At 59.5% G+C, this 22,490-nt stretch carries 17 protein-coding genes and 2 pseudogenes; 12 read left to right on the top strand and 7 right to left on the bottom strand.

What is annotated here, in order from left to right; genetic code table 11:
- Positions 1-63: 63 nt before the first annotated feature.
- From RNZ50_08220 to RNZ50_08200, 5 genes are all read right to left on the bottom strand, one after another.
- On the bottom strand, positions 64-1,014 hold the full coding sequence (locus tag RNZ50_08220) for a helix-turn-helix domain-containing protein (protein ID MDT8855003.1): 951 nt from the start codon (positions 1,012-1,014) through the stop codon (positions 64-66).
- A gap of 425 nt (positions 1,015-1,439) precedes the next feature.
- A complete protein-coding gene (locus RNZ50_08215; protein ID MDT8855002.1) occupies positions 1,440-1,910 on the bottom strand; it encodes a DUF6362 family protein in 471 nt (156 codons plus the stop codon).
- Between the two features lie 17 nt (positions 1,911-1,927).
- Complete coding sequence (locus RNZ50_08210) at positions 1,928-2,302, bottom strand: hypothetical protein (GenBank protein MDT8855001.1); 375 nt, start codon at positions 2,300-2,302, stop codon at positions 1,928-1,930.
- Positions 2,303-2,901: 599 nt separating this feature from the next.
- Positions 2,902-3,096: a hypothetical protein gene (locus RNZ50_08205; protein ID MDT8855000.1), complete on the bottom strand. Its 195-nt coding sequence runs from the start codon at positions 3,094-3,096 to the stop codon at positions 2,902-2,904.
- A gap of 10 nt (positions 3,097-3,106) precedes the next feature.
- On the bottom strand, positions 3,107-3,376 hold the full coding sequence (locus tag RNZ50_08200) for a transcriptional regulator (GenBank protein ID MDT8854999.1): 270 nt from the start codon (positions 3,374-3,376) through the stop codon (positions 3,107-3,109).
- A 343-nt stretch (positions 3,377-3,719) separates the two neighbouring features.
- Here RNZ50_08200 and RNZ50_08195 point away from each other — a divergent pair, with 343 nt between their 5' ends.
- From RNZ50_08195 to RNZ50_08145, 11 genes and pseudogenes are all read left to right on the top strand, one after another.
- Positions 3,720-4,985, top strand: a complete 1,266-nt coding sequence (locus RNZ50_08195) for a tyrosine-type recombinase/integrase (GenBank protein ID MDT8854998.1) — start codon at positions 3,720-3,722, stop codon at positions 4,983-4,985.
- Positions 4,986-5,179: 194 nt separating this feature from the next.
- Entirely contained in the window at positions 5,180-6,157 is a 978-nt protein-coding gene (locus tag RNZ50_08190; GenBank protein MDT8854997.1) for a type I restriction enzyme HsdR N-terminal domain-containing protein, read from the top strand.
- A 150-nt stretch (positions 6,158-6,307) separates the two neighbouring features.
- Positions 6,308-7,786, top strand: a complete 1,479-nt coding sequence (gene istA / locus RNZ50_08185) for an IS21 family transposase (GenBank protein ID MDT8854996.1) — start codon at positions 6,308-6,310, stop codon at positions 7,784-7,786.
- Positions 7,783-8,598 carry an IS21-like element helper ATPase IstB gene (gene istB / locus RNZ50_08180; protein ID MDT8854995.1) on the top strand — a complete coding sequence of 272 codons (816 nt, stop codon included), beginning with the start codon at positions 7,783-7,785 and terminating at the stop codon, positions 8,596-8,598. Before istA (RNZ50_08185) ends, istB (RNZ50_08180) begins: the two co-directional genes overlap by 4 nt.
- Before the next feature lie 125 nt (positions 8,599-8,723).
- Positions 8,724-10,250 (top strand): annotated as a pseudogene (locus tag RNZ50_08175) (N-6 DNA methylase).
- 119 nt (positions 10,251-10,369) lie between these two features.
- Positions 10,370-11,215, top strand: coding sequence for a hypothetical protein (locus RNZ50_08170; protein MDT8854994.1), 846 nt, complete (start codon positions 10,370-10,372; stop codon positions 11,213-11,215).
- 61 nt (positions 11,216-11,276) lie between these two features.
- Positions 11,277-12,320: pseudogene (locus RNZ50_08165) on the top strand (IS5 family transposase).
- Between the two features lie 486 nt (positions 12,321-12,806).
- Positions 12,807-14,345 (top strand): IS21 family transposase, encoded by a 1,539-nt coding sequence (istA, locus tag RNZ50_08160; GenBank protein ID MDT8854993.1) that lies wholly within the window; start codon positions 12,807-12,809, stop codon positions 14,343-14,345.
- Between the two features lie 12 nt (positions 14,346-14,357).
- Positions 14,358-15,119 carry an IS21-like element helper ATPase IstB gene (gene istB, locus RNZ50_08155; protein MDT8854992.1) on the top strand — a complete coding sequence of 254 codons (762 nt, stop codon included), beginning with the start codon at positions 14,358-14,360 and terminating at the stop codon, positions 15,117-15,119.
- A gap of 41 nt (positions 15,120-15,160) precedes the next feature.
- Complete coding sequence (locus tag RNZ50_08150) at positions 15,161-15,562, top strand: hypothetical protein (GenBank protein MDT8854991.1); 402 nt, start codon at positions 15,161-15,163, stop codon at positions 15,560-15,562.
- A gap of 49 nt (positions 15,563-15,611) precedes the next feature.
- Positions 15,612-16,328, top strand: coding sequence for a hypothetical protein (locus RNZ50_08145; protein MDT8854990.1), 717 nt, complete (start codon positions 15,612-15,614; stop codon positions 16,326-16,328).
- A gap of 173 nt (positions 16,329-16,501) precedes the next feature.
- Here the strand turns inward: RNZ50_08145 and RNZ50_08140 are convergent, their stop codons facing one another.
- Together RNZ50_08140 and RNZ50_08135 are read right to left on the bottom strand one after the other, a co-directional pair.
- Positions 16,502-17,545: an IS5 family transposase gene (locus RNZ50_08140; protein ID MDT8854989.1), complete on the bottom strand. Its 1,044-nt coding sequence runs from the start codon at positions 17,543-17,545 to the stop codon at positions 16,502-16,504.
- Between the two features lie 712 nt (positions 17,546-18,257).
- Positions 18,258-19,301 (bottom strand): IS5 family transposase, encoded by a 1,044-nt coding sequence (locus RNZ50_08135; protein ID MDT8854988.1) that lies wholly within the window; start codon positions 19,299-19,301, stop codon positions 18,258-18,260.
- Between the two features lie 51 nt (positions 19,302-19,352).
- Here RNZ50_08135 and RNZ50_08130 point away from each other — a divergent pair, with 51 nt between their 5' ends.
- Positions 19,353-22,460: a DUF3883 domain-containing protein gene (locus tag RNZ50_08130; GenBank protein MDT8854987.1), complete on the top strand. Its 3,108-nt coding sequence runs from the start codon at positions 19,353-19,355 to the stop codon at positions 22,458-22,460.
- Positions 22,461-22,490 lie beyond the last annotated feature (30 nt).

Genomic DNA, 22,490 nt, shown 5'->3' with positions numbered 1-22,490 from the left:
GCCAAAGGTGCCAAGATGGTCCGTCCGCAGCACCGGCCAGACTGCCTGACGTATAGAATCGGTTCAATGCACACCCCGCGCCCTCAACCGCTCCGGCGTGACGAGGCCGCGTGACAGCATCGCGTCTCGGATTGTATTACTGATCGCGTTGGCGGGCAGGTAGCGGTCGGAGTTGACCATGTCCGCGTAGAAGGCCGCGAGTTCATCGGCGCTGGGCCGGGTGCCCTCTGTGCGCTTGGGCTGGCGCTTGGCGGAGGTTGCCGCGATCTGCGCATCGCGCTTAGCGGCGCGTTCCATCGCCCGGTCAAGGGCCTTGGGTCCGTCGGGCGGGACGGGGTGGTCCCTACGGGTTTCTGTGGCTGTCTCGATGATCCGGTCTTCGGACAGGCCGAGTTCATCCCGCCAACGGCGCACATGGGTCCGGGCTGGCCAGCCCTGCCACCAGGCGGGCAGGGTGCCGTTCGGATCAAGGCCGAGCGCTGTCAGCAGCTCTGCGAAGAAACGATCAAAATCGATCTCGCGCGCCTGCGCATCCTCCTCCTCCTTTACAGGTTTAGTTAAAGGTTCCCTTACAAGGTTATACTCCGGATTCCGGAGATGGCTTTGGGGAAAATCCGGAGATGGAATGCCCGAAAATCCGGAGATGGCTCTATCTGTCGTTTCCGGAGATGGGGTGTCATTTTCTTCCATGATTTCAGCAAACCCATCTCCGCTTTCCGGAGTTGGCTTTTGCGGGAATCCTTGCTCGAACCCGAGGATATAGCGCGTCGGTAGACGCCGGTGGCTGTGCGGATCATGGGCGCGGATACGGTGGATCAGGCCCAGAACCTCCAGCGTGGCGAGGTGATCGTTCAGGGCGGAGATGGACATTTCCGCGTCCTCGGCCAGCCGCGCTTGGGTCGGAAAACAGCCAAAATCTGGGTTGTGGCGGTCGCAGAGGAACCACAACACGATCTTGGTGGCAGGCTTCAGCCCGCGCTGCTGGATGGCCCAATTGGTGGCGGCGTGGCTCATGGACGATCTCCGGACATGGAAAAAGGCCCGGTGATGAACACCGGGCCGGATAAGGTGGGGCGGGATCGAAAACGCCTGGGCTGGGCGGTTCCGTGACTGGGCGGGAACGGGATGGCGGTGTCGGCAGGGCGATCGCGGTGTCGATCAGTTTGCGGGCGCGCACTCAGACGCGGGGTGCGTACCTGCGAACCGCGCACCCAAAGGTGCGAACCCAGAAAAAATGTTTGACGCTAGAGGCTTACCGCGCCTCTGCCCCCCGCATACACCTCAGGCCCGGGTGGAACCGGGGGCCGGGGGGGCATCAAGAGGAGCGCGGGGCGCGATCCGGAGCGGGACAACCGATCCGCACAAGTCTTCCGAGCATAGGGAATATATGCCCTGAAAGTGTTGCATCTGTCGCGCCCGAAGTTCGACGTGTTTGCCCGTCATAACAACGTGCCCGACCCGCTTTCGTCCGGTTTGACCACGTCCTTATCCGCCGCCCTTTTCGGCGCACTCACTTTGCGCCCTGATTTCTCCAATGCGTTCAGATGCTTGGCTATGGTGAGGAGCGACGCCGCCCACCGCCGCCAAGCGGTCGATCGCACCACCCCCGCACGGATGCAGACCTGCCGCCAGCGCACACCCTCAGCCCGCAGCCAGACGATCCGCGCATCTTCGGGATCGAGCCAGGCCAGCCAACCGATGCAATGCTCCATCCGCTGAATATCCCGGGCGCTGGGCACCACCCTCATCCGCACCTCGTCGTAGCCATAAGCCTGCTTGGCATCGTGGACATATTCCGGCCAGAACTGGCCATAGCCCTTGGCGCCCGAGCCCGGTGAGTTGGGCAGGCGGCGCAGGGTGAGCGCTGCGTCCTCGAACTGATCTTCGATTTCTCGGGGGGTGATGGGCATCGGGGTTTCCAATCGGGTCAATAAATCTGGTGGGAGCGAAGGGTTTCCTTGGTCACCAGCCCGGCCCGCAGCAGGGCGTCCCGGGTTGTGTTGTTCACGGCGCTGGGCGGGACAAAGCGGCCCGAGTTCAGCCATTCGGCCGTTTGCAGCAGAATTTCTTGGGCATTGAGCGTGGGCGCAGTCTTCGTTTCCCGAGCACTTTTCGTCTTCGCCACCAGCGCCACCCGCTGTGCGTGGCGCTTGGCAACGGCCGGAGTGAAATACGCCCATGTCCGGATTGGGTCTTCGCGCTTGCGCAACGTTCGCGCTTTCAGCACCGGCAGGATATCGGCTTCGAGGTCGTAGCCTGCTGCCAGCCAGCCATCGATGACCGGCGCGGTTGCCTGGATCACGGCACGGGCTTCAACGCATAGGCCCTCGCCACAGGCTGCGAGGCAGACGGTTTCGGGGGCCTCCCTCGCGTATGCGTCATGCGTGCTCGCGTGCGTGCTACGCGCGGTAGTAGTTTCTTTCTTTCTTACTAAGTTAGTGTCCAGAATCCGGAGATGGCTTTGTTCCAAATCTGGACATGGCTTTGGGTGCTTTTGGTCAGAATCTGGACATGGCTTTGCAGGTTTCTGTTCCAAATCTGGACATGGCTTTGCGGGCATTTGTGCCAAATCCGGAGAAGGCTTTTGCCCGCTTTTCCGTCCGGAATCCGGAGATAGCTTTTGGGTGAAATCGGCCTCGAAACCGAGAATGTAGCGGGTCGATTTCCACGGTGTTGGTCCGCGCCCTGGCCGCCGTTGCCTGCGGATAAGGCCCGCCTCTTCCAACCTGCGCAACTGGATGTTCAGCGAGGCGCGTGAGATTTCGGTATCGGCGGTCAGTTGGTCTTGCGACGGAAAGCAGCCGGACCCGGGGGTGTGCCGGTTGCACAGATGCCAAAGCACAAGCTTGGCTGCGGGATGCAGCCCGCGCTGCAGGATCGCCCAATTGCTAGCCACCCCGCTCATAGCGCGGCCGTCACAATCAGGCGCCGGACAATGGCCTCCATCAGCGCGAGGCGCTTGTCGGCGTCAGCCTGGCGCATCTGGCCCGACCGAACACGGGCCCAGTAAACCTGCCTGCGCATGTCCAACTCGCGCTGGGCCTCGGCGATCAGCGCTGTGATCGGGATCGCGCCAATGGGGATGATCTGTGTCATGGGAGCCCCCTCAACGCCGACCAGCGAAAGCGCGGCTGACACCCTGCTTGCGGGCCTCCCGCTCGCGCAGCCATTTCCTGACGGCCTCCATGCGGTAGAGCACCTTGCGCCCCACCCGGACGCAAGGCGGGCCCATGCAGCGGGTCTCCCAGCGCTGCAGCGTGTCGACCGAAAGGGTCAGTTCCCGAGCAAGGTCGGAGCGGTTCAGCCAGCCGGTCAGCAGGCCGCTGTCCACCTCCGGCGCGGTATTCTCGGCGGCGCTTAAGCCAATCTTTTTCATGTGTTTTCTCCGTGACCGGCGCCCCACGATCGGTGCGCTAAAATCGGTCAGGGCAGACAAGCACGGGCAAGGGACCGGCGAAGAGGCGGAAACCGGCGGAAACAAACCTGCGGTTGATCCGGGTCTTTTGCGGTCGAATGCGGCTTCGTGCCGGACGAAACCAGAGGTGTTCAGGTCCAAAACCGCAAACACCGCGCGAACACCGCAATATCTGTGGTCAAAAGGGCGGATGAATGACCGGTATGTTTCTGCCGGTTTCCGCCTCTCTGCCGGAAGCTTGCGTGGAGCAGGTTGCTCTTTGCGGATTCTCTTTGCTCAGTCGGGGCACCAAGGAGGAGCCCGGATGGCCACGCATTTGACGGAACGGATTGTAAAGGCTGCCGAAATCGGCACGCGCAAGTATGTTGTGTTTGACGAGGACTGCGCGGGCTTCGGCCTTTGTGTCTTTCTGTCGGGCCGCAAGGGGTTCGTCCTGATCTATTGCGCGGCCGGGCGGCAGCGGCGCATGACGATCGGGACATGGCCCAGCTGGTCGGTGATTGCCGCCCGGGAGGAGGCCAAGCGGCTGAAGCGCGATGTCGATCGCGGCGAAGATCCGATGGATGTGCGGACCAACGCGCGGCACGCGCCCACCGTTGATGAACTGGTCGAACGATACATAGATGAACATCTGCCGAAACTGTCCGCATCCAGTGCCAAGGATCAGGCCAGTATGCTCAAAACGTTGGTCTTGCCCGATTGGCGATCACGCAAAGTGACCGACATCACGCCGACGGATGTTGACAGGCTGCTGGTCAAGGTTGCGGCAGGGCGGCCACGGGTCTGGAAGAAACCCGTCAAGCCGATCGCGGTGCCCCGGGCGTTCAAATCAAAACGACCCGCACCAAAGTCCCCGCCGAAGACCTTCAAGCCGACGCCAGTGCGCGCAAATCGGGTTGGAGAGGTTCTACGCAAGATGTTCAGCCTTTCCGTCACGTGGAAAATGCGCACCGACAATCCGGCGACCAGTTTCCGCAAGCGCCCCGAAACGGCCCGCGAACGTTTTCTTTCCTTTGATGAAATCAAGCGCCTCGCCGAGGCACTGTGCGCCGATCCCGATCAGCGCGCCGCCGGGATAATCCGCCTCTGCATGCTCACTGGCGCCCGGTGCGGCGAAGCCCGCACTGCGACATTCGACCAGTTCAACCTCGATCTGGCCATCTGGACCAAGCAAGCCGCCTACACCAAGCAGCGGCGCGTCCACCGGGTGCCGATCTCGCATGAGGCCGTCGCCCTGATCCGCTTGCGCGGCGATGCCGTGCCCAAGGGCTGTCCCTTCCTCTTCCCCGGCGATGTGCCCGGCCAGCCCGTGGTTGACCTCAAGCGCTTCTGGGAGCGGATGCGCGTGCAGGCCGAGATCCCCGACGTCCGCATCCACGATCTGCGTCACACCTTCGCCTCGTTGCTGGTTTCTGGTGGGGCCTCGCTGGAAATGATCGGGCGGCTGCTGGGTCATACCCAGATCGGCACCACCCAGCGCTATGCCCACCTCATTGACTCTCCCTTGCGGGCAGGGGTGAACGCGGTGGGCGAAATGCTGAAGCCGAGGTTGCGGGTGGTCGGCCTATAGGGGTCCTGGACCATGCTGGGGTTCACTCGCTGATGTACACGAACGCAAACCACATTGGGTGTGGCGTTGACTATGCCGGGCGGTTACTAACTTGCGAAAAGGCTGGTTATGCGATGTCGGTCACGAAACGCCAGACGTGCGGGCGGGTGAGAGCAAATCAGCTAACATGAGCGTCGAATGGGAGATCGCATTTAATGGTAACTAAGAAACCTAAGGCCAACCCAGTAAGCGCGTTTCCGCCGTCGGTTGACGGTCTCCATCGCGAAGATGATTGGCTCTGGATTCCTTTACGCTCCGAATGGCGTGATGTTTCGACAAAGCCGGAGGAAATTGTGCGACAGACATACATTCGCCACCTCGTCAAGAACTATGGTTACTCGCTCGACCAAATGGATCAAGAGCGCCGCACGATGCATGGGCACAAAAGCCCGCGTGCCGATATCGTTATTTGGGAAAACGAGACGAAACGGAACAACAACAATACTCCAGTTCTCATAATTGAATGCAAGTCAGAGGCTGTCGATATCAATATTAGGGATTATTATCAAGGGGAAAGCTACACAAGGGCGGTGGGCTGCGAGTTCTTTGTCGCTCATAATACTAGATTCACTGCCGCATTCAAACTTGTGCCCGGGCTACCCGGAGACTTTGTCCAGATCAGCGAGATTCCCAAAGCAACTGATTGGGGAGATGCAAAGCGCATCGAGGCAATCAAGAACAAGCTCCGCGCCTTCAACCGCAAGGAGTTTCAGGACCTATTGTTCAAGTGCCATTCCATCCTACGCGATGTTCATAAAATGGAACCGGGCCGAGCCTTTGATACCATCTCGAAAATTCTCTTCATAAAAATGTATATTGAACGCTCCGGGCTTCACGGAACCTTCTCGGTTGATTTCATCGATGGTCGAGAGAAATTCAAGACTACCAAGACCGTCGCTATCCATGATGAGCTGTTTCAGGAAACGAAGGACTATTACAAGGCTGACGACCTTTTCTCTGAAACCGATCGCCTCGAAATCTCCGAGACCACCTTCCGCCGCATCGTAAAGGAGTTGCAAACCTTCGATTTGTCCAAGACCGGCGACGACATCAAGGGGCTTGCTTTCGAGCGATTTTGTTGCGCGACAACCATCTTGGCCGGTGCCGGCAACCACCTTGGCCGGTGGGGCTGAACGGAAGACGGGCATGCCCGTCTGGAGGGCAGCCCCACCGGCTTGAGTGATTTCGGGGAAGGTGCTGGTCGCTGCGGGTTGGTAAGCCGGGTTCCTCTGCCGTCAAACGGAGGATCCGGGTTGGCCTACAAACCCATCAACGACCAGCAATTGAGATTATACATGTCCGACCTCCGATATCACAGTCAGCGCACGTCGGCCGCCCGCGCCGGGTTCAGCGAGCGCACGGCCCGACGGTTCGATGCCAACCCGACGCTGCCCTCGAACCGCAAGATCGTTCACGGGCGCACGGTGGCCGATCCCCTCGAGGGTTATTGGGAGGGCGACATCCTTCCCTTGCTGGAGAGGGACAGCGCCTTGCAGGCCGTCACCCTGCTGCGCCACCTTCAGGGCCTGCACCCGCTGGCCTTCCCCGATGACCGCATCCGGCGCACCCTGGAACGGCGGGTGCGGCAGTGGCGGGCGCTGAACGGACCCGAGCGCGACATCATCTTCCGCCAGACGCCGGAGCCGGGCCGCATGGCCCAGTCCGACTTCACTCATGCCGAGGAGCTGGAGGTGACGATCGCGGGCCAGCTATTCCCGCATCTGCTCTACCACTTCGTCATGGTCTACAGCCGGTGGGAGCATGTCGGGGTGGTCCTGGGCGGGGAGAGCTTCACGGCCCTGGCCGAGAACCTGCAGCAGGCGCTCTGGTCGCTCGGCGGGGCACCACAGGAGCATCGCACCGACAGCCTCTCGGCCGCTTTCCGCAACCTGACGGCTGACCAGCGCCAGGATATCACCACGCGCTACAATGCCTTCGTCGGCCATTACGGCATGGAGGCCAGTCGCAACAACCGCGGGGAAGCTCATGAGAACGGCGCGGTGGAGTCCCAGAACCGGCACCTGAAGAAGGCCATCGAACAGGCGCTGATCCTGCGCGGCAGCCGCGACTTCGCCAGCATCGAGGACTACCGGCGCTTCGTCGACATTCTGGTGGCACGGCGCAACCGGCAGCGGGCGATCGCGGTTCAGGCGGAACAGGCGCATCTGAAGCCCCTGCCGTCCCGGCGCACCACCGACTTTACAGAGACCGTGGTTCCGGTCACCCGCACCAGCGGCTTTCTGGTCAAGAGCATCTTCTACAGCGCCCCGTCGCAGCTGATCGGGCAGCGCTTGCGGGTCCACCTTTACGACGATCGCCTTGAGGCCTTTCTCGGCAGCACCCTGGTCGTCAGCCATACAAGGGCGCGTGGTCGCGGCGACGGCCATCGCGTGCATGTCATCAACTACCATCACGTCATCCACGCGCTGCGGCGCAAACCGCAAGCCCTGTGGAGTTCGATCTACCGCGACAGCCTGTTCCCGCGAACCGAATACGCTGAGGCCTGGAAGGTGCTGCAGCGTGATCTGCCCCGCCGCGACGCCTGCCGCCGCATGGTCGACCTGCTGTTCATCGCCCACGACCGGGCCTGCGAGGCGGAACTGGCACATCTCCTGACGGACGATCTCGACGCCGGCCGGGTGCCGGACCCTGACCTGCTGATGCTCCGCCTGAGCCCGAAGCAAACGGCGCTGCCGACAGATGTCACCGTCGCCCATCCCTCGCTCGACAGCTTCGATGCCCTTCTGGGAGCCTGCGCATGACCTCCCGCGAGATCGACATCCACACGCTGCCAGGCATGCTGACCGCGCTGCGCCTGCCCAGCTTCCACAAGCTTTGGGCCGACATCGCCACCCGCGCCGATGCCGAAGGCTGGCCCGCTGCCCGCTTTCTGGCCGTCCTCGCGGAATACGAACTGGCCGAGCGCGACATGCGCCGCATTCAGCGCCACATGAACGAGGCACAGCTACCGGCTGGCAAGACGCTGGCGACCTTCGACTTCAAGGCGCTGCCAACCCTGCCGCGCGCCCGGATCGAGGCCTTGGCGGCCGGCGACTGGCTGGAGGGTGGCGGCAATCTGATCGCCATCGGCAATTCCGGCACGGGCAAAACGCACATTCTCTGCGCGATAGGCCATGCCCTGATCGAGCGGGGACACCGCGTGTTCTATACCCGGACCAGCGATCTGGTGCAGCGACTTCAGGCCGCCCGCCGCGATCTGGTGCTCGAAGCCGCGCTCGCCAAGCTCGACAAGTTCGACCTGATCATCCTCGACGACATCACCTACGCCCACAAGGATCAGGCCGAGACAGGCGTGCTCTTCGAGCTGATCGCCCGGCGCTACGAATGCCGCAGCATCGCCATCGCCGCCAACCAGCCCTTCAGCGGCTGGGACCAGATCTTCCCGGACAAGGCGATGACCGTCGCCGCCATCGACCGGCTGGTTCATCACGCAGCGATCCTGGAGATGAATGCCGAAAGCTTCCGCCAGCGCGCGGCCGCCTCCAACAAAGAGGCGCTGAGCAGACCGCCAACGACAACCATCGCCGACAACAAGGACAAAGGAGAAGGCTGAGCGAAAAACAATTCCAGATACGCCAACCCAGCGGCCTAAAACCGGCCAACGTGGTTGACGGTCACGGACATGCTGGTTGACGCGCTACACGATTTCTTGGCAGCACCTTTCGCGGTGAACTCGGCCAGTTCTTCACACCCCGTCCCGTTGTTGATTTCATGGTAAGCATGCTCGACCCGAAGGAAGGCGACCTGATCTGCGATCCCGCGGCCGGATCTGGCGGTTTTCTTATCCGCGCTTTCGAGCACGTGCGCAGTGAGATCGGTGCGGCGATCCAGGCCGACAAAGATAAGGCACGATCCGATATCGAAGCTCTAGCGCTCGACGCTGACGAGGAAGACCGCCGGATCGAAGAGGCATTTGCAACCTTTAACAAGGAATTGCTGCCATCCGATGAGCTGAACCGGCCGGTCAATACCCGCGTCGGGCGCCTCGCATGGAATTGTATTTTCGGGACTGACGCTGAACCGCGTGCTGCTCGTACCGCCAAGATGAACATGATCATGCACGGCGACGGACACGGCGGCATCCACTATCATGATGGCCTTGTAGACGTTAACGGCATTTTCCCCGGCCGTTTCGATATCGTCATCACCAATCCACCCTTCGGCTCGAACGTCGGCGATGATCAGAAGGTCGGCGGCAGCGATGAAACCCGGGTCCATGATGATCAAGCTTATCGGGACCGCTGCCTAGCGCGATATGGTGCACCTTGGGAGGAAAGCCATCAACGGATGCTGGCTGCCGCGAAGGCAAAAACGAAGATCCTCGATCTGTTTGTAATCGGAAAGGGCAAGGCCAACCGTGCCACCGAAGTCGTCTTTGTTGAGCGTTGCCTGAACCTTCTCAAGCCCGGTGGGCGCATCGGGATCGTGCTGCCCGACGGAAATCTCAACAATCCCTCGCTGACATGGCTGCGTCGTTGGTGCGAGGGTAAGGCGAAGATACTTGCCGTTGTCGGCCTGCCGGAAGAAACCTTTCGTTCGGCAGATGCCACGGTTAAGGCCTCGCTAGTCTTTCTTAAGCGCTTCACAGACGCTGATCAGACGGCGTGGGAGACGGCTTGGGTTGACGCCCACGCCAAGCTTGATACCGTTTTCAATAAAGAGCGCGACACCCTTTGCGCTACGCTGGGACCTCGCATCGTTTCGGGTGACGACGTGGAGACCGCGAAAATTCTCGCTGATCTTTCTGCGATCGGGATCAAACGGGTGTCGCCAGTCTGGTTTTCAGCCGAACCGCCTCCCTATCCGAAAAGCATCGGCGTGACCAAATTGAAGAGAGTGGGCTGGGATGATCAGGCGACTGATCGCAAAAAGGCCGCAGCACTGAGGAAGGACTATTCAGCAGCTTTCACCATCGGCATTGCAAAGGTGGCAGACACACTTACCCGTCAGTTGTCAGCCAGTTTGAAAGCTCTGGACGAGCGTCACAACGCTGCGCTCTGGGTGCATGTGCGCGAGGCGTTCGACTATCCGGTCTTCGTCGCGGCGCCGAAATCGGTCGGCATCACCTCGACCGGCGAGACCGGTGAGAACGTGCCGACGGAATTTCCGGCGCTTCTGCAAGCCTATCGAGAGTTGGAGGCATGGGCGGAGGCGGGCGCAAAGCTCACAGAGGCCCCGGATTTTCTCCTGCCCTCCGCTGCGTGATCCGCCAGTGGAGGGCTCTTGAGCCCTGGATCGGTCTAGACGATGCTGTGCACCCGCACACCCACCACGCCTTGACCGCCTTGCGCGAAGTGATGGCGCCGCGCCGGGAGACCGTCAGCGTGAACGGCACATTCGGCGACTGGTCGCCGATCACCGTCCATCTGGACGGCGAAATCTCGGTTCGTGATCGCTCGGCTCCCTACAAAGGTGCCATGTACGCGGTCTATCCGGGCGACATCGTGTTTTCAAAGATTGACGCGCGCAGCGGCGCGATCGGCATGCTTCCGGCTTCGATCCCCAAGGGCGTCGTCACACCCGAGTTCCCTGTCTTCGTCGCTGATCCGGCGAAGCTGGATAGCGGGTTCGTGCAACGCGTCCTGCGAACGGGCGGATTTCTGAAGTCACTCCGGTCGAAAGCTACCGGCACCAGCGGACGCAAGCGCATCTCGCCTGACGCGTTTCTGGACCTTCGCATTCCCTTGCCCGACCTCGCCGAGCAACAGGCAATCGTCGCGGCTTATGATGCCGCACTTAAGGAGGCGGCGGCGAAAAATGAGGAGGCGGACTCTGCCGAAGCGAAGGCCATGGACGATTTCGAGGCCATGCTTGGCTTCGCCCCGGCGACGCCCTTGCCCGACAAGCCGATGTTCATCGCGTCGTTCAAGGATCTCGACCGCTGGGGCCACGAAGGCGTGCTAAGGCGGATCACCGGCGGTGCGGTTGGCAAGAGTCTATGGCCCACCGTTCGGCTTGGCGACGTAATCGCCGATCTCGAAAACGGCTGGAGCCCACAATGCTTAGATCGTCCGGCCGAACCCGGTGAGTGGGGCGTGCTTAAGGTGAGTGCAGTCTCTACTGGAAGCTATCGTATGGGCGAGAACAAGGCACTTCCAGTTCCTTTGAAGCCCCGGCCTAAACTGGAAGTGCGGGCGGGTGATGTGCTCATCACAAGGGCACCTCTATAAATTGCCCCATCCCCCGCACTTCGGTATGGTGAGACAGTGAACTGGCATTGGGGATGCAACGATGGCGCAGATGGGTTTTTTCGATCTTTCGGACCGTTACGCGAGCCTCGATGCCAAAAGGGATCCGCTGGTCGAAATTGATGCCGTCGTGCCGTGGGAGGAGTTTCGTCCGGCTCTTGAGCGGGTCTGGCGCAAGCCTGTTGCGGATCGCAAGTCCCGCGCGGGGCGCGAGCCGATAGATGCGGTGCTGATGTTCAAGACGCTGGTTCTGAGCGCGCTTTACAACCTGTCGGATGATCAGATCGAATATCAGGTCCGCGACCGGCTTTCCTTTATGCGCTTCCTGGGGTTGGGCCTTGGTGACCGGGTGCCCGACGCCAAGACGGTGTGGCTGTATCGCGATGCGCTGGCGCAGGCCGGAAGGTGGAGGAGTTGTTCGGGTTGTTTGACGGTCATTTGGCGCGGCGGGGCTACATTGCGCGCGGCGGTCAGATCCTGGACGCCTCCATCGTGCCGGTGCCGCGCAATCACAACACGCGCGATGAAAACGCAACGATCAAGAAGGGCGAGGTCCCCGAGGATTGGGCTGATAAGCCAGCGAAACGGGTGCAAAAGGATGTGGACGCACGTTGGACGAAAAAGCACGGCAAGAGCCACTACGGCTACAAGAACCATGTGAATGTGGACCGCACGCATAAGCTGGTCCGGCGCTACCACGTCACCGACGCCGCTGTGCATGACAGCCAGGCAGTGGATCATCTGCTGATGCAGGGCAACACCGGGTCTGGCGTGTGGGCGGATGCTGCTTATCGGTCCGAGGAGATGGAGGCCAAACTCCGCGCCTTAAAACTGAAAAGCCACATCCACCGCAAGGGCAATCGGGGCAAGCCGCTGACCGACCAGGCCAAGGGCAGCAACCGCACCAAATCCACCGTGCGGGTCCGGGTTGAGCACATCTTCGGCGCGCAGGCCAACGACATGGGCGGCACCCTGGTGCGCACCATCGGCTTGGTGCGGGCGAAGGCCAAAGTCGGCATGAAGAATCTCCGCCTACAACATGCGCCGCCTCGGCCAACTGGGTCGCATCAACCCGCACCCAGCCTGAAAACGGTCGGCCAAGGACGCAGATCGCCCCGCGCATCGCTAAAAACGGCCCTGAACCGAAGGTCCGCGAGGCGAAATGGGCGGCAGATCATAAAAACCAAGGCAACAATCGGTCAGCTGAAGGTCGCTGCCGCGCTTCGGGCAGAACCTGCTATGCCGTTGCCGCGAAAACAGTCAAAAATCGAGGTGCCCACAAGAGCCAATGGCGTTGCGAATCTTGTGGGCGTTGCTGCCTATGTTGAACAAACTCAGAGCCAACTACTGCTTTGCGACAAGTTGTTCCGAGCGGCATTTAGATCGCATTCTCCGATTGAACCGCGGTTCATGGCGATCATCCTTGCGTGTTTCGCTTGATGGTGGGCATCGATTTCACGGGATCATGGGCAGTCATTTCGCGTGAAGCTGGGCACTGATTTCGCGGGATCGCGGGCAGGTCTGGTCGGCAAATTGAGGATAGTTGCGCCTTCAGGAATGAAGGGGTGGCTTGATGCCGACAGGACGATTGAACATGCGCCGGATACGAGATGTTTTGCGATTGAAGCTTGGGCAAGGCCTGAGCGAGCGGTCCATTGCCGCTTCCCTCGGTCTGAGCAAGGGGAGCGTCGGAAGCTACACCCAACGGGCGCGTCATGCCGGGCTCACGTGGCCCTTGCCGGAGGGGATCGATGACGACAGCCTTGAACTTCTTTTGTTTCCAGCCCCGCCCACGGTGCCGGACGCGGAGCGGCTTGTGCCCGACTGGGCGGAGATTGACCGCGAGTTGCGCCGCCCTGGGGTGACGCGGATGCTGCTCTGGGAAGAATACCGTGCCGCGCACCCCGGGGGTTTTGCCTATACTTGGTTTTGCACGCATTACGAGGCTTGGAAGGGTCGGGTGCGCCCGACGATGCGCCAGACACATGTGGGCGGCGAGAAGGTGTTCGTTGACTTTGCCGGCGACACCATCGACGTGATCGACCCCACGACCGGCGAAGCGCGGGCCATGAAGCTGTTCGTGGCGGCAATGGGGGCATCGAATCACACCTATGCCGAGGCGGTGGCATCGGAGGGGTTGGAAGATTGGATCCTCGCGCATATCCGGATGTTCGCCTTTCTGGGCGGCGTGCCAAAGGCGGTGGTTCCGGACAATCTGAAGTCCGCCGTGATCAAGGCAGACCGGTTTGATCCGGGGCTGAACCGGACCTATGCCGAGATGGCGGCGCATTATGGCACCGCCGTTCTGCCCGCCCGGCCGCGCAAACCCCGGGACAAGGCGAAGGTGGAAGTGGCTGTCCAAGTGGCACAACGCTGGATTCTGGCGCGGCTGCGGAACCACCGGTTCTTCTCATTGGCCGAGTTGAACGTGGCGATCCGGCGGCTGCTGGACGAGTTGAACATGCGCGTGATGCGCGGCTATGGCGCCAGCCGCGCCGATCTGTTTGCCACTTTGGATCGGCCCAATCTTCAGCCCCTACCGCCCGAACCTTATGTCTTCGCCCGCTGGAAGCGCGCCCGCGTGGCACCCGACTATCACGTTGAGGTCGACAGCTCATGGTATTCCGTGCCCTTCGCGCTGATCAAACAAGAGGTCGATGTTCGCACAAGCGGCCAGACGGTCGAGATATTCCATCGTGGTCAGAGGGTTGCGAGCCACGTGCGCACCCCGGGGCGGCGCAGCCATGTCACCGTGGCCGACCATATGCCATCGGCCCATCGTCGCTTTGCCGAATGGACCCCGGCCAGAATGCTGGCGCAGGCAACCAAGACCGGCCCCGCCGTCGCCGCCTTTTGCGAGATGGTGATGGCTGACCGCCCCCATCCTGAACAGGGGTTCCGCACCTGCCTGGGTGTGCTGGCCTTGGTCAAAACCTATGGGCCGGAGCGCGTTGATGCGGCCTGCCAGCGGGGTGTGACCATCCGGGCCCGCACCGTCACCTCCATTCGTTCGATCCTCAAGACCGGCCTCGATCGCGCCTTCCTGGAAGGCTCCGAAGAGGTCGCCCCCCTCCAGCACGCCAACATTCGTGGCGGCAGCTATTACCATTGAGAAAGGACTAAAATGCTGACCCATCCCACCCACGACCGACTGTTGGCGCTCGGCCTGACCGGCATTGCATCGGCGCTCGAAGAACAACGCAGGTCAACCGCCTTCGACGCCCTCTCGTTCGAAGAGCGTCTCGGCCTGCTGGTCGACCGCGAGGCTGCAGAGCGCGACACCAAGAAACTGGCCTCCCGGCTCAAGTTTGCGGCTCTGCGCCAAGATGCCAGCGTCGAGGATCTGGACCTGCGCAGCCCACGTGGTCTTGACCGCAGTGTCATGGCGCATCTTGCCGATGGCGGCTGGATCGCCCGGCACGAGAACCTGCTGATAACCGGGCCGACCGGTTTGGGCAAAAGCTGGATCGCCTGCGCCCTTGGCCACAAGGCGTGCCGGGATGGGCGGCCCGTCCTCTATCAACGTGCGCCGCGCATGTTCGAGGCCCTTGCTCTGGCCCGTGGCGATGGCCGCCATGAACGCATCCTCAAAACCATCGCCCGCATGGATGTGCTGATCATTGACGATTGGGGCCTCGCCGTCCTCACCGCCCCGGAGCGCCGTGACCTGCTGGAAATCCTCGAAGACCGCCACGGCCGCGCTTCCACCATCGTCACAAGCCAACTCCCCGTTGACCAGTGGCACGAAGCCATCGGCGACCCAACGCTCGCAGATGCCATCCTCGACCGCCTCGTTCACAACGCACACCGCCTCACCCTCTCAGGTGAAAGCCTGCGCAGGCGCTCCGCCGTCACAAAAAAGCTTGACCAAATCGTTCAAGCCTGACTCCATGAAAGCGTCGGCCAGCCTGCCCACGATCCCGTGAAATGACTGCCCAGAATGGCGCGAAACGCGTGCCCACGATCGCGCGAAATCAGCGCCCATTCTCCGCGAAATCCGCAATCATCCTCCGCCACCATTCAGTGCGGTCACAGATCTTGGGCGAGTTTTCAACTGAGTCAGGCATGATGAAGAATGTGTCCAAACCAGTGCTTCTTTCCTTGACCTTCCCTCTGCCGCCGATAGCCGACCAGTTAGCCCTGATCGCCGCGCTAGATGCCGGAAGGTTGGAGGCTCAACGACTGCGCAGTGAGGCCGCCGCTACCCGCAATAATGCCTGGGAAGCCTTCGAAGCGGCTATATTCGCCGCCGACCCAGCGACCGACGTGTCATCCCCCTTGTTGGGTGAAACGATCGAAATTGGTGGTTTCAATGCATCCCACACTTGAGCACACAAAACCCCCACTTCTGACCGGAACCTAACATCGAGGTTTTTGAATGTCATATCAGCTGACAGGCGACATTGACCATGAACAGACCGCGAATCCTGCGGAAGTGGACGAAGCGGATGAAATCTGCTTCGAAAGCTCTGAAGAGTGGCTGAGCTGGGTAGGAAGCCGCGTCGCTGAAACGGATGCAGCGTATCTTGCGAAACCAGATTTCATGGCCGGGCATTACAAGGGCGAACGATCAACTGCGAAGGACTATGCAGGGCGCGAACTTCTGGAACTTCTACAGAATGCGGCTGACGCCGCAATGGAGGCAGGCGGCCAAGGCAGGGTTCGGATAGATGTCACGGAACATGGTCTTTGTGTAGCAAACACTGGGAAACCATTTCGTACTGGTGGCGTTCGGTCGCTAATGACGTCCCATACGAGCGATAAACCTGAGCAGAAGGTTGCCCTTATCGGTGCAAAGGGTCTCGGTTTCCGATCATTACTGAATTGGTCGGTTGAACCGTTCATCACGAGTGGAGAGCTCGAAATCGGCTTCTCTCGCGATGCAGCCGTGCGGCATGTCGAAAGCTTGGCCCTTACGAATTCAAAAATTCGGAAATTACTTGCTTCCTCAGGCCCGAAGCCAGTTCCGGTGCTGGCGTTTCCATTAGTTGGGTCTGACTTGGCCCAAATCGATGGTCTACCTATTACATCGCTCATAGACCATGCAAGGGCGATGCGCGCTTCGGGATACGATACGGGGCACCTCGATTTTTGACTGTTTTCGCGGCAACGGCATAGCAGGTTCTGCCCGAAGCGCGGCAGCGACCTTCAGCTGACCGATTGTTGCCTTGGTTTTTATGATCTGCCGCCCATTTCGCCTCGCGGACCTTCGGTTCAGGGCCGTTTTTAGCGATGCGCGGGGCGATCTGCGTCCTTGGCCGACCGTTTTCAGGCTGGGTGCGGGTTGATGCGACCCAGTTGGCCGAGGCGGCGCATGTTGTAGGCGAGATTCTTCATGCCGACTTTGGCCTTCGCCCGCACCAAGCCGATGGTGCGCACCAGGGTGCCGCCCATGTCGTTGGCCTGCGCGCCGAAGATGTGCTCAACCCGGACCCGCACGGTGGATTTGGTGCGGTTGCTGCCCTTGGCCTGGTCGGTCAGCGGCTTGCCCCGATTGCCCTTGCGGTGGATGTGGCTTTTCAGTTTTAAGGCGCGGAGTTTGGCCTCCATCTCCTCGGACCGATAAGCAGCATCCGCCCACACGCCAGACCCGGTGTTGCCCTGCATCAGCAGATGATCCACTGCCTGGCTGTCATGCACAGCGGCGTCGGTGACGTGGTAGCGCCGGACCAGCTTATGCGTGCGGTCCACATTCACATGGTTCTTGTAGCCGTAGTGGCTCTTGCCGTGCTTTTTCGTCCAACGTGCGTCCACATCCTTTTGCACCCGTTTCGCTGGCTTATCAGCCCAATCCTCGGGGACCTCGCCCTTCTTGATCGTTGCGTTTTCATCGCGCGTGTTGTGATTGCGCGGCACCGGCACGATGGAGGCGTCCAGGATCTGACCGCCGCGCGCAATGTAGCCCCGCCGCGCCAAATGACCGTCAAACAACCCGAACAACTCCTCCACCTTGCCGGCCTGCGCCAGCGCATCGCGATACAGCCACACCGTCTTGGCGTCGGGCACCCGGTCACCAAGGCCCAACCCCAGGAAGCGCATAAAGGAAAGCCGGTCGCGGACCTGATATTCGATCTGATCATCCGACAGGTTGTAAAGCGCGCTCAGAACCAGCGTCTTGAACATCAGCACCGCATCTATCGGCTTGCGCCCCGCGCGGGACTTGCGATCCGCAACAGGCTTGCGCCAGACCCGCTCAAGAGCCGGACGAAACTCCTCCCACGGCACGACGGCATCAATTTCGACCAGCGGATCCCTTTTGGCATCGAGGCTCGCGTAACGGTCCGAAAGATCGAAAAAACCCATCTGCGCCATCGTTGCATCCCCAATGCCAGTTCACTGTCTCACCATACCGAAGTGCGGGGGATGGGGCAATTTATAGAGGTGCCCTACGGTCGTTGTCGCAGCTTTTTCGTCTCAGCAAGCACGGCAGCGAGCCCTGACGCAGCTTAAGGAATTCAAGCCGCATTTCCTGCTGTTTGTTGAGTCGCTTGAGGAAATCATTCTTCATTCGCCTGGCGAAATCGATGTTCGGTGGGCGCGGCGCCCGAAAGTAGGGCAGAAGTACGTTCTAGAAATCGAAGATAATGGCGTTAAAATCGAGGAGACTTGGATTTGCCATCGACGAAAGGGCGAAATTGAAGTAACAAACGATCTAAATGAATCATTGAAGACCTATGAGATTGCAATAGCCGTTCGATTGGATAAACCGAATTCGGCAGGGCGTCTCCATAGTTTCTTTCCAACGGATGTGCCGTTGCCTTTTCCTGCACTATTTCATGCATCACTGGAGCTCGATTCGAACAGAAAGACCCTCAACGTCGATTCTGACTTAAGGGCACCTCGATTTTTGACTGTTTTCGCGGCAACGGCATAGCAGGTTCTGCCCGAAGCGCGGCAGCGACCTTCAGCTGACCGATTGTTGCCTTGGTTTTTATGATCTGCCGCCCATTTCGCCTCGCGGACCTTCGGTTCAGGGCCGTTTTTAGCGATGCGCGGGGCGATCTGCGTCCTTGGCCGACCGTTTTCAGGCTGGGTGCGGGTTGATGCGACCCAGTTGGCCGAGGCGGCGCATGTTGTAGGCGAGATTCTTCATGCCGACTTTGGCCTTCGCCCGCACCAAGCCGATGGTGCGCACCAGGGTGCCGCCCATGTCGTTGGCCTGCGCGCCGAAGATGTGCTCAACCCGGACCCGCACGGTGGATTTGGTGCGGTTGCTGCCCTTGGCCTGGTCGGTCAGCGGCTTGCCCCGATTGCCCTTGCGGTGGATGTGGCTTTTCAGTTTTAAGGCGCGGAGTTTGGCCTCCATCTCCTCGGACCGATAAGCAGCATCCGCCCACACGCCAGACCCGGTGTTGCCCTGCATCAGCAGATGATCCACTGCCTGGCTGTCATGCACAGCGGCGTCGGTGACGTGGTAGCGCCGGACCAGCTTATGCGTGCGGTCCACATTCACATGGTTCTTGTAGCCGTAGTGGCTCTTGCCGTGCTTTTTCGTCCAACGTGCGTCCACATCCTTTTGCACCCGTTTCGCTGGCTTATCAGCCCAATCCTCGGGGACCTCGCCCTTCTTGATCGTTGCGTTTTCATCGCGCGTGTTGTGATTGCGCGGCACCGGCACGATGGAGGCGTCCAGGATCTGACCGCCGCGCGCAATGTAGCCCCGCCGCGCCAAATGACCGTCAAACAACCCGAACAACTCCTCCACCTTGCCGGCCTGCGCCAGCGCATCGCGATACAGCCACACCGTCTTGGCGTCGGGCACCCGGTCACCAAGGCCCAACCCCAGGAAGCGCATAAAGGAAAGCCGGTCGCGGACCTGATATTCGATCTGATCATCCGACAGGTTGTAAAGCGCGCTCAGAACCAGCGTCTTGAACATCAGCACCGCATCTATCGGCTTGCGCCCCGCGCGGGACTTGCGATCCGCAACAGGCTTGCGCCAGACCCGCTCAAGAGCCGGACGAAACTCCTCCCACGGCACGACGGCATCAATTTCGACCAGCGGATCCCTTTTGGCATCGAGGCTCGCGTAACGGTCCGAAAGATCGAAAAAACCCATCTGCGCCATCGTTGCATCCCCAATGCCAGTTCACTGTCTCACCATACCGAAGTGCGGGGGATGGGGCAATTTATAGAGGTGCCCTTAAATGATGACGTTCTTGAGGTCTTGGCGATCTCATACTCTGAATTCTTAAATGAGCTAACGAAAAGCATTCCCACCTTCAATGCGATTGGCTTTCTGACGCGAAGTGGCATTTTTCCGGAAGCGCTGCGTAAATTTGAATTAAAAGTCTATAAGTCTGCGGCAATGAAGTCACTCATTCCGACGATGGAGGGAAAGCGCAAAGCGGCTTCAGAAACCAAGGTTGGCCCAAAGGAATATGATCTGTATCTTCCTAAGCGGTTGTTTGGAACACTTGCCACAAGCCGCAATGACAAAGATCAAGAAACACTTGAGCTACTGGGTGTCCAGCAGCTAGACCCGGCAGACGCGCTAAAAACGCTTGCAGGAGCAAGCTTGAGCATCGAAGAGCGTGCAGCTTTAGTTGTCGGTTTTGCTAAGTGGCTTCCGACAGACTATCACGACAGATCATTGCTATTAGATTCAAGTGAGCGAGCCCTAACACAACAGAATAGCTGCTTTCCGCCACCATCTGCCGGGCGGCCACCTGTCCTTCCACGCTGGGCGCGCGCCAAGTTCCTGCACCCTGAGCTCTGGTCGAAAATCGTTATTGGATTGGGTGGCCAGCCACGGGAACGTTTTCGTCTTTTGCAGGGGTTTGGCATTCACGAGTTCAACTCAGAGGGTGTCATTACATCATTGCGAAAACAGGCGGTGGCGACAATTAAACGTGGGGCTGATCCAGAAAGGGTTCGGCGCGAATTATTGCTTTCCCTCTTTCAACTTCGGGAGACGGTTGCCAAGGACGCTGCGTTTCCAATCGGCTTGACAGAAGTACTGTGCCAGGATGGATTTTGGCGCGACGCACAATCGGTTCATCTTTCGGCAGAATATGGGCAAATTGGAACAATCAGCGGTGCGCTCTACTTTAGCCAGCCACAGCTACTGCTTGCCGATTTATCCGCAAACGGAATCTCGATTGATGGCGTCGGGGTTGCTGACTTCTTCAAGTGGATAGGCGTGCACGAGTGGCCTTCCGAAATTTTGATGCCAATCCCCTATTCGGTCCAAAAGCAAGTTATGGCCGCGTTGCCAGATCAATTCGAGATTTCTGATGAGACGCACCGGGCGGAGGTGAGGACTTCGGAACTGCGTTGGGGAAGCAGCTTGAAGTCAGATTTCGTGTCAATTGTTGGTCTCGACGGCATCTTGGCCTCCGCACCAAGTGAAGCGATTCTTGCATGGCTGGCCCTTGATAGGCGCTTCGATCCTATAAGTGGCTCGGGGTTTGAGACACGGGTCATGGCGCGCTCCGGCAGAGGTGCATTTAGGCCCTACCATGGCGTCTTGCCCGATCTCGTTCGTGAGGCAATCCAGACGAAGAATTGGCTCGAGGCTGCCGATGGTACTAGGGCGGCCCCAGTTGAGGCGATGGTGACGCCGGGGAGTCTCACAAAGCTCTTCAAGACTCCGAAACGTCCTTCGGAAACAGGCGAAGCCCAGTTTGGCCTCAGTCGTGTTTTATGGGCGAGGGGACTGTTACACGCCGGTGTACCGGGCCAGCTTTCTGATCTGTCCGAGGTGGAAATCTATCGTCTTCTTGGCTCGTTGAAGCTCCGCGATCCAGGTCCAGACTTAGTGCGTCGCCTCTATGTTCAAGTTCTTGATCTAGCCGGGTTTGATGCTTCGCGATCTCAGGAGCCGGCACGGAATTTCCGTGAATTCGGCGAGGTGCAAGTTAGAAAAGGCGGGGAAGTCAAATGGGTCCGGACCGGAGAAGCACTGTATCTTGATCGCGATAACTTTCCAGCCGCGATCCGTGAATATCTAGCCCTTTTGGATATTCCACCGCGTCTAAGTGCCGTCGAGGTTCAAGCTAGGTTTGGGGTCGCACCTCTCAGCAAGCAAGATTTCAGTCTGACCGTCACTCGGCTGGTCGAAGAAGAGGGCATTGTTGCAGCGAAACTGAGAAGTCTATTTTTAGATAGTCTCCCATTCATAAGGGCTTTCCGGTTGTCTCAATCGGTGGAGACCGCGCGTCTAAGACGTTTGGACCAGCTTGTGCTTAGGATCGTTGTCGAAGCGGATGTAGAGTTTAGTCTTGGCAAGAATATATTCCCGGGAAAATTGGACGCCGGTAAATACATTCTGGATGGCGATGTATTAATCATTGCAGTAGACTTGTCACATAGAGCCGATGAGCTAATGCTTCGAGCTGTTACCGCGATCAGCGATGGATTGGCCGAGCTATTTGAACTTAAGAGCGGAGACGACTTTGAGAAGCTTTTGGCAGCGGAAGGTAGCCACTTACGAACGCTTCAATTGCGCCGTTTGTTGAGCAACCTGACAAAGGAGGAGTTTGACGCACTACTTTCTGGCGCAGAGGATACAATTTCAGGCGCCGATGATGTTGGAGCGCTGGACGCAGAAACGTTTGCGAAAGGTAGTGGGGCGGGGGAGCCTGCAGGCACCATGCCAAAAACTGATCCTTCAGAGTTGAAAGCCACTACAAAGCCTGCGCCTGCGCCTGCTCCATCTAGTCTATTAGGCAGCGATCTTGTATCCGGTGTGACCTCAACAAAGCTTGATGTTCCTTCGGGCAATGAGCGGGTGGGAAGAAAGATTGGCGTCCGTATTTCGAAACCTGGGCGCGGTACCAGCCAAAACTCTGACGTTGAGGCACCGACGGATGCAGAGCAATGGGCTGTATTGTTCGAAGAGGAGTCGGGACGCTTCCCAATTCAGGTTTCTAGGTTGCAGGGTAAGGATGCTTTCGGATGCGATTGCATAAGCTTTGCAACTGCAGAGGATCGAGAGGCATTCCGAAGTGATCCAAAACGGATTAAACTCATTGATCGTTTTGTAGAGGTGAAATCGGGAGCTGTTCGGCTAACCGAGAATGAAGTTGCCGCTGCTGAGAAGTACAGAAAGCGCTATTTCATTTATCGAATTCAATTTGATGCTGCTTCACGGGTTGCGGCGCATCTAACGGTCGTTTCAGATCCACTCAGTCATAAGTCTGCGCTTGCGCGAGAGTGCGAGATTCTGATTGATGATATTCCGAAGCGCGAGCGCTTCCGATTGAGTCCAACGGTACAGAACTAAAGGGCACCTCTATAAATTGCCCCATCCCCC

Source organism: Paracoccaceae bacterium Fryx2 (assembly GCA_032334235.1).
Classification (GTDB): Bacteria; Pseudomonadota; Alphaproteobacteria; order Rhodobacterales; family Rhodobacteraceae; genus JAVSGI01.
This window is presented reverse-complemented; position numbering and strand designations above follow the sequence as displayed.

Bases quoted from the DNA above. Each gene is read 5' to 3' on its own strand.
- RNZ50_08215 (MDT8855002.1), bottom strand. From the start codon at position 1,910: ATGCCCATCACCCCCCGAGAAATCGAAGATCAGTTCGAGGACGCAGCG.
- RNZ50_08140 (MDT8854989.1), bottom strand. From the start codon at position 17,545: ATGGCGCAGATGGGTTTTTTCGATCTTTCGGACCGTTACGCGAGCCTC.
- RNZ50_08135 (MDT8854988.1), bottom strand. From the start codon at position 19,301: ATGGCGCAGATGGGTTTTTTCGATCTTTCGGACCGTTACGCGAGCCTC.
- RNZ50_08150 (MDT8854991.1), top strand. From the start codon at position 15,161: ATGACTGCCCAGAATGGCGCGAAACGCGTGCCCACGATCGCGCGAAAT.
- RNZ50_08220 (MDT8855003.1), bottom strand. From the start codon at position 1,014: ATGAGCCACGCCGCCACCAATTGGGCCATCCAGCAGCGCGGGCTGAAG.
- RNZ50_08145 (MDT8854990.1), top strand. From the start codon at position 15,612: ATGTCATATCAGCTGACAGGCGACATTGACCATGAACAGACCGCGAAT.
- istA (MDT8854993.1), top strand. From the start codon at position 12,807: ATGCCGACAGGACGATTGAACATGCGCCGGATACGAGATGTTTTGCGA.
- istB (MDT8854992.1), top strand. From the start codon at position 14,358: ATGCTGACCCATCCCACCCACGACCGACTGTTGGCGCTCGGCCTGACC.
- RNZ50_08195 (MDT8854998.1), top strand. From the start codon at position 3,720: ATGGCCACGCATTTGACGGAACGGATTGTAAAGGCTGCCGAAATCGGC.
- RNZ50_08200 (MDT8854999.1), bottom strand. From the start codon at position 3,376: ATGAAAAAGATTGGCTTAAGCGCCGCCGAGAATACCGCGCCGGAGGTG.
- RNZ50_08130 (MDT8854987.1), top strand. From the start codon at position 19,353: ATGGGGCAATTTATAGAGGTGCCCTTAAATGATGACGTTCTTGAGGTC.
- istB (MDT8854995.1), top strand. From the start codon at position 7,783: ATGACCTCCCGCGAGATCGACATCCACACGCTGCCAGGCATGCTGACC.
- RNZ50_08205 (MDT8855000.1), bottom strand. From the start codon at position 3,096: ATGACACAGATCATCCCCATTGGCGCGATCCCGATCACAGCGCTGATC.
- RNZ50_08190 (MDT8854997.1), top strand. From the start codon at position 5,180: ATGGTAACTAAGAAACCTAAGGCCAACCCAGTAAGCGCGTTTCCGCCG.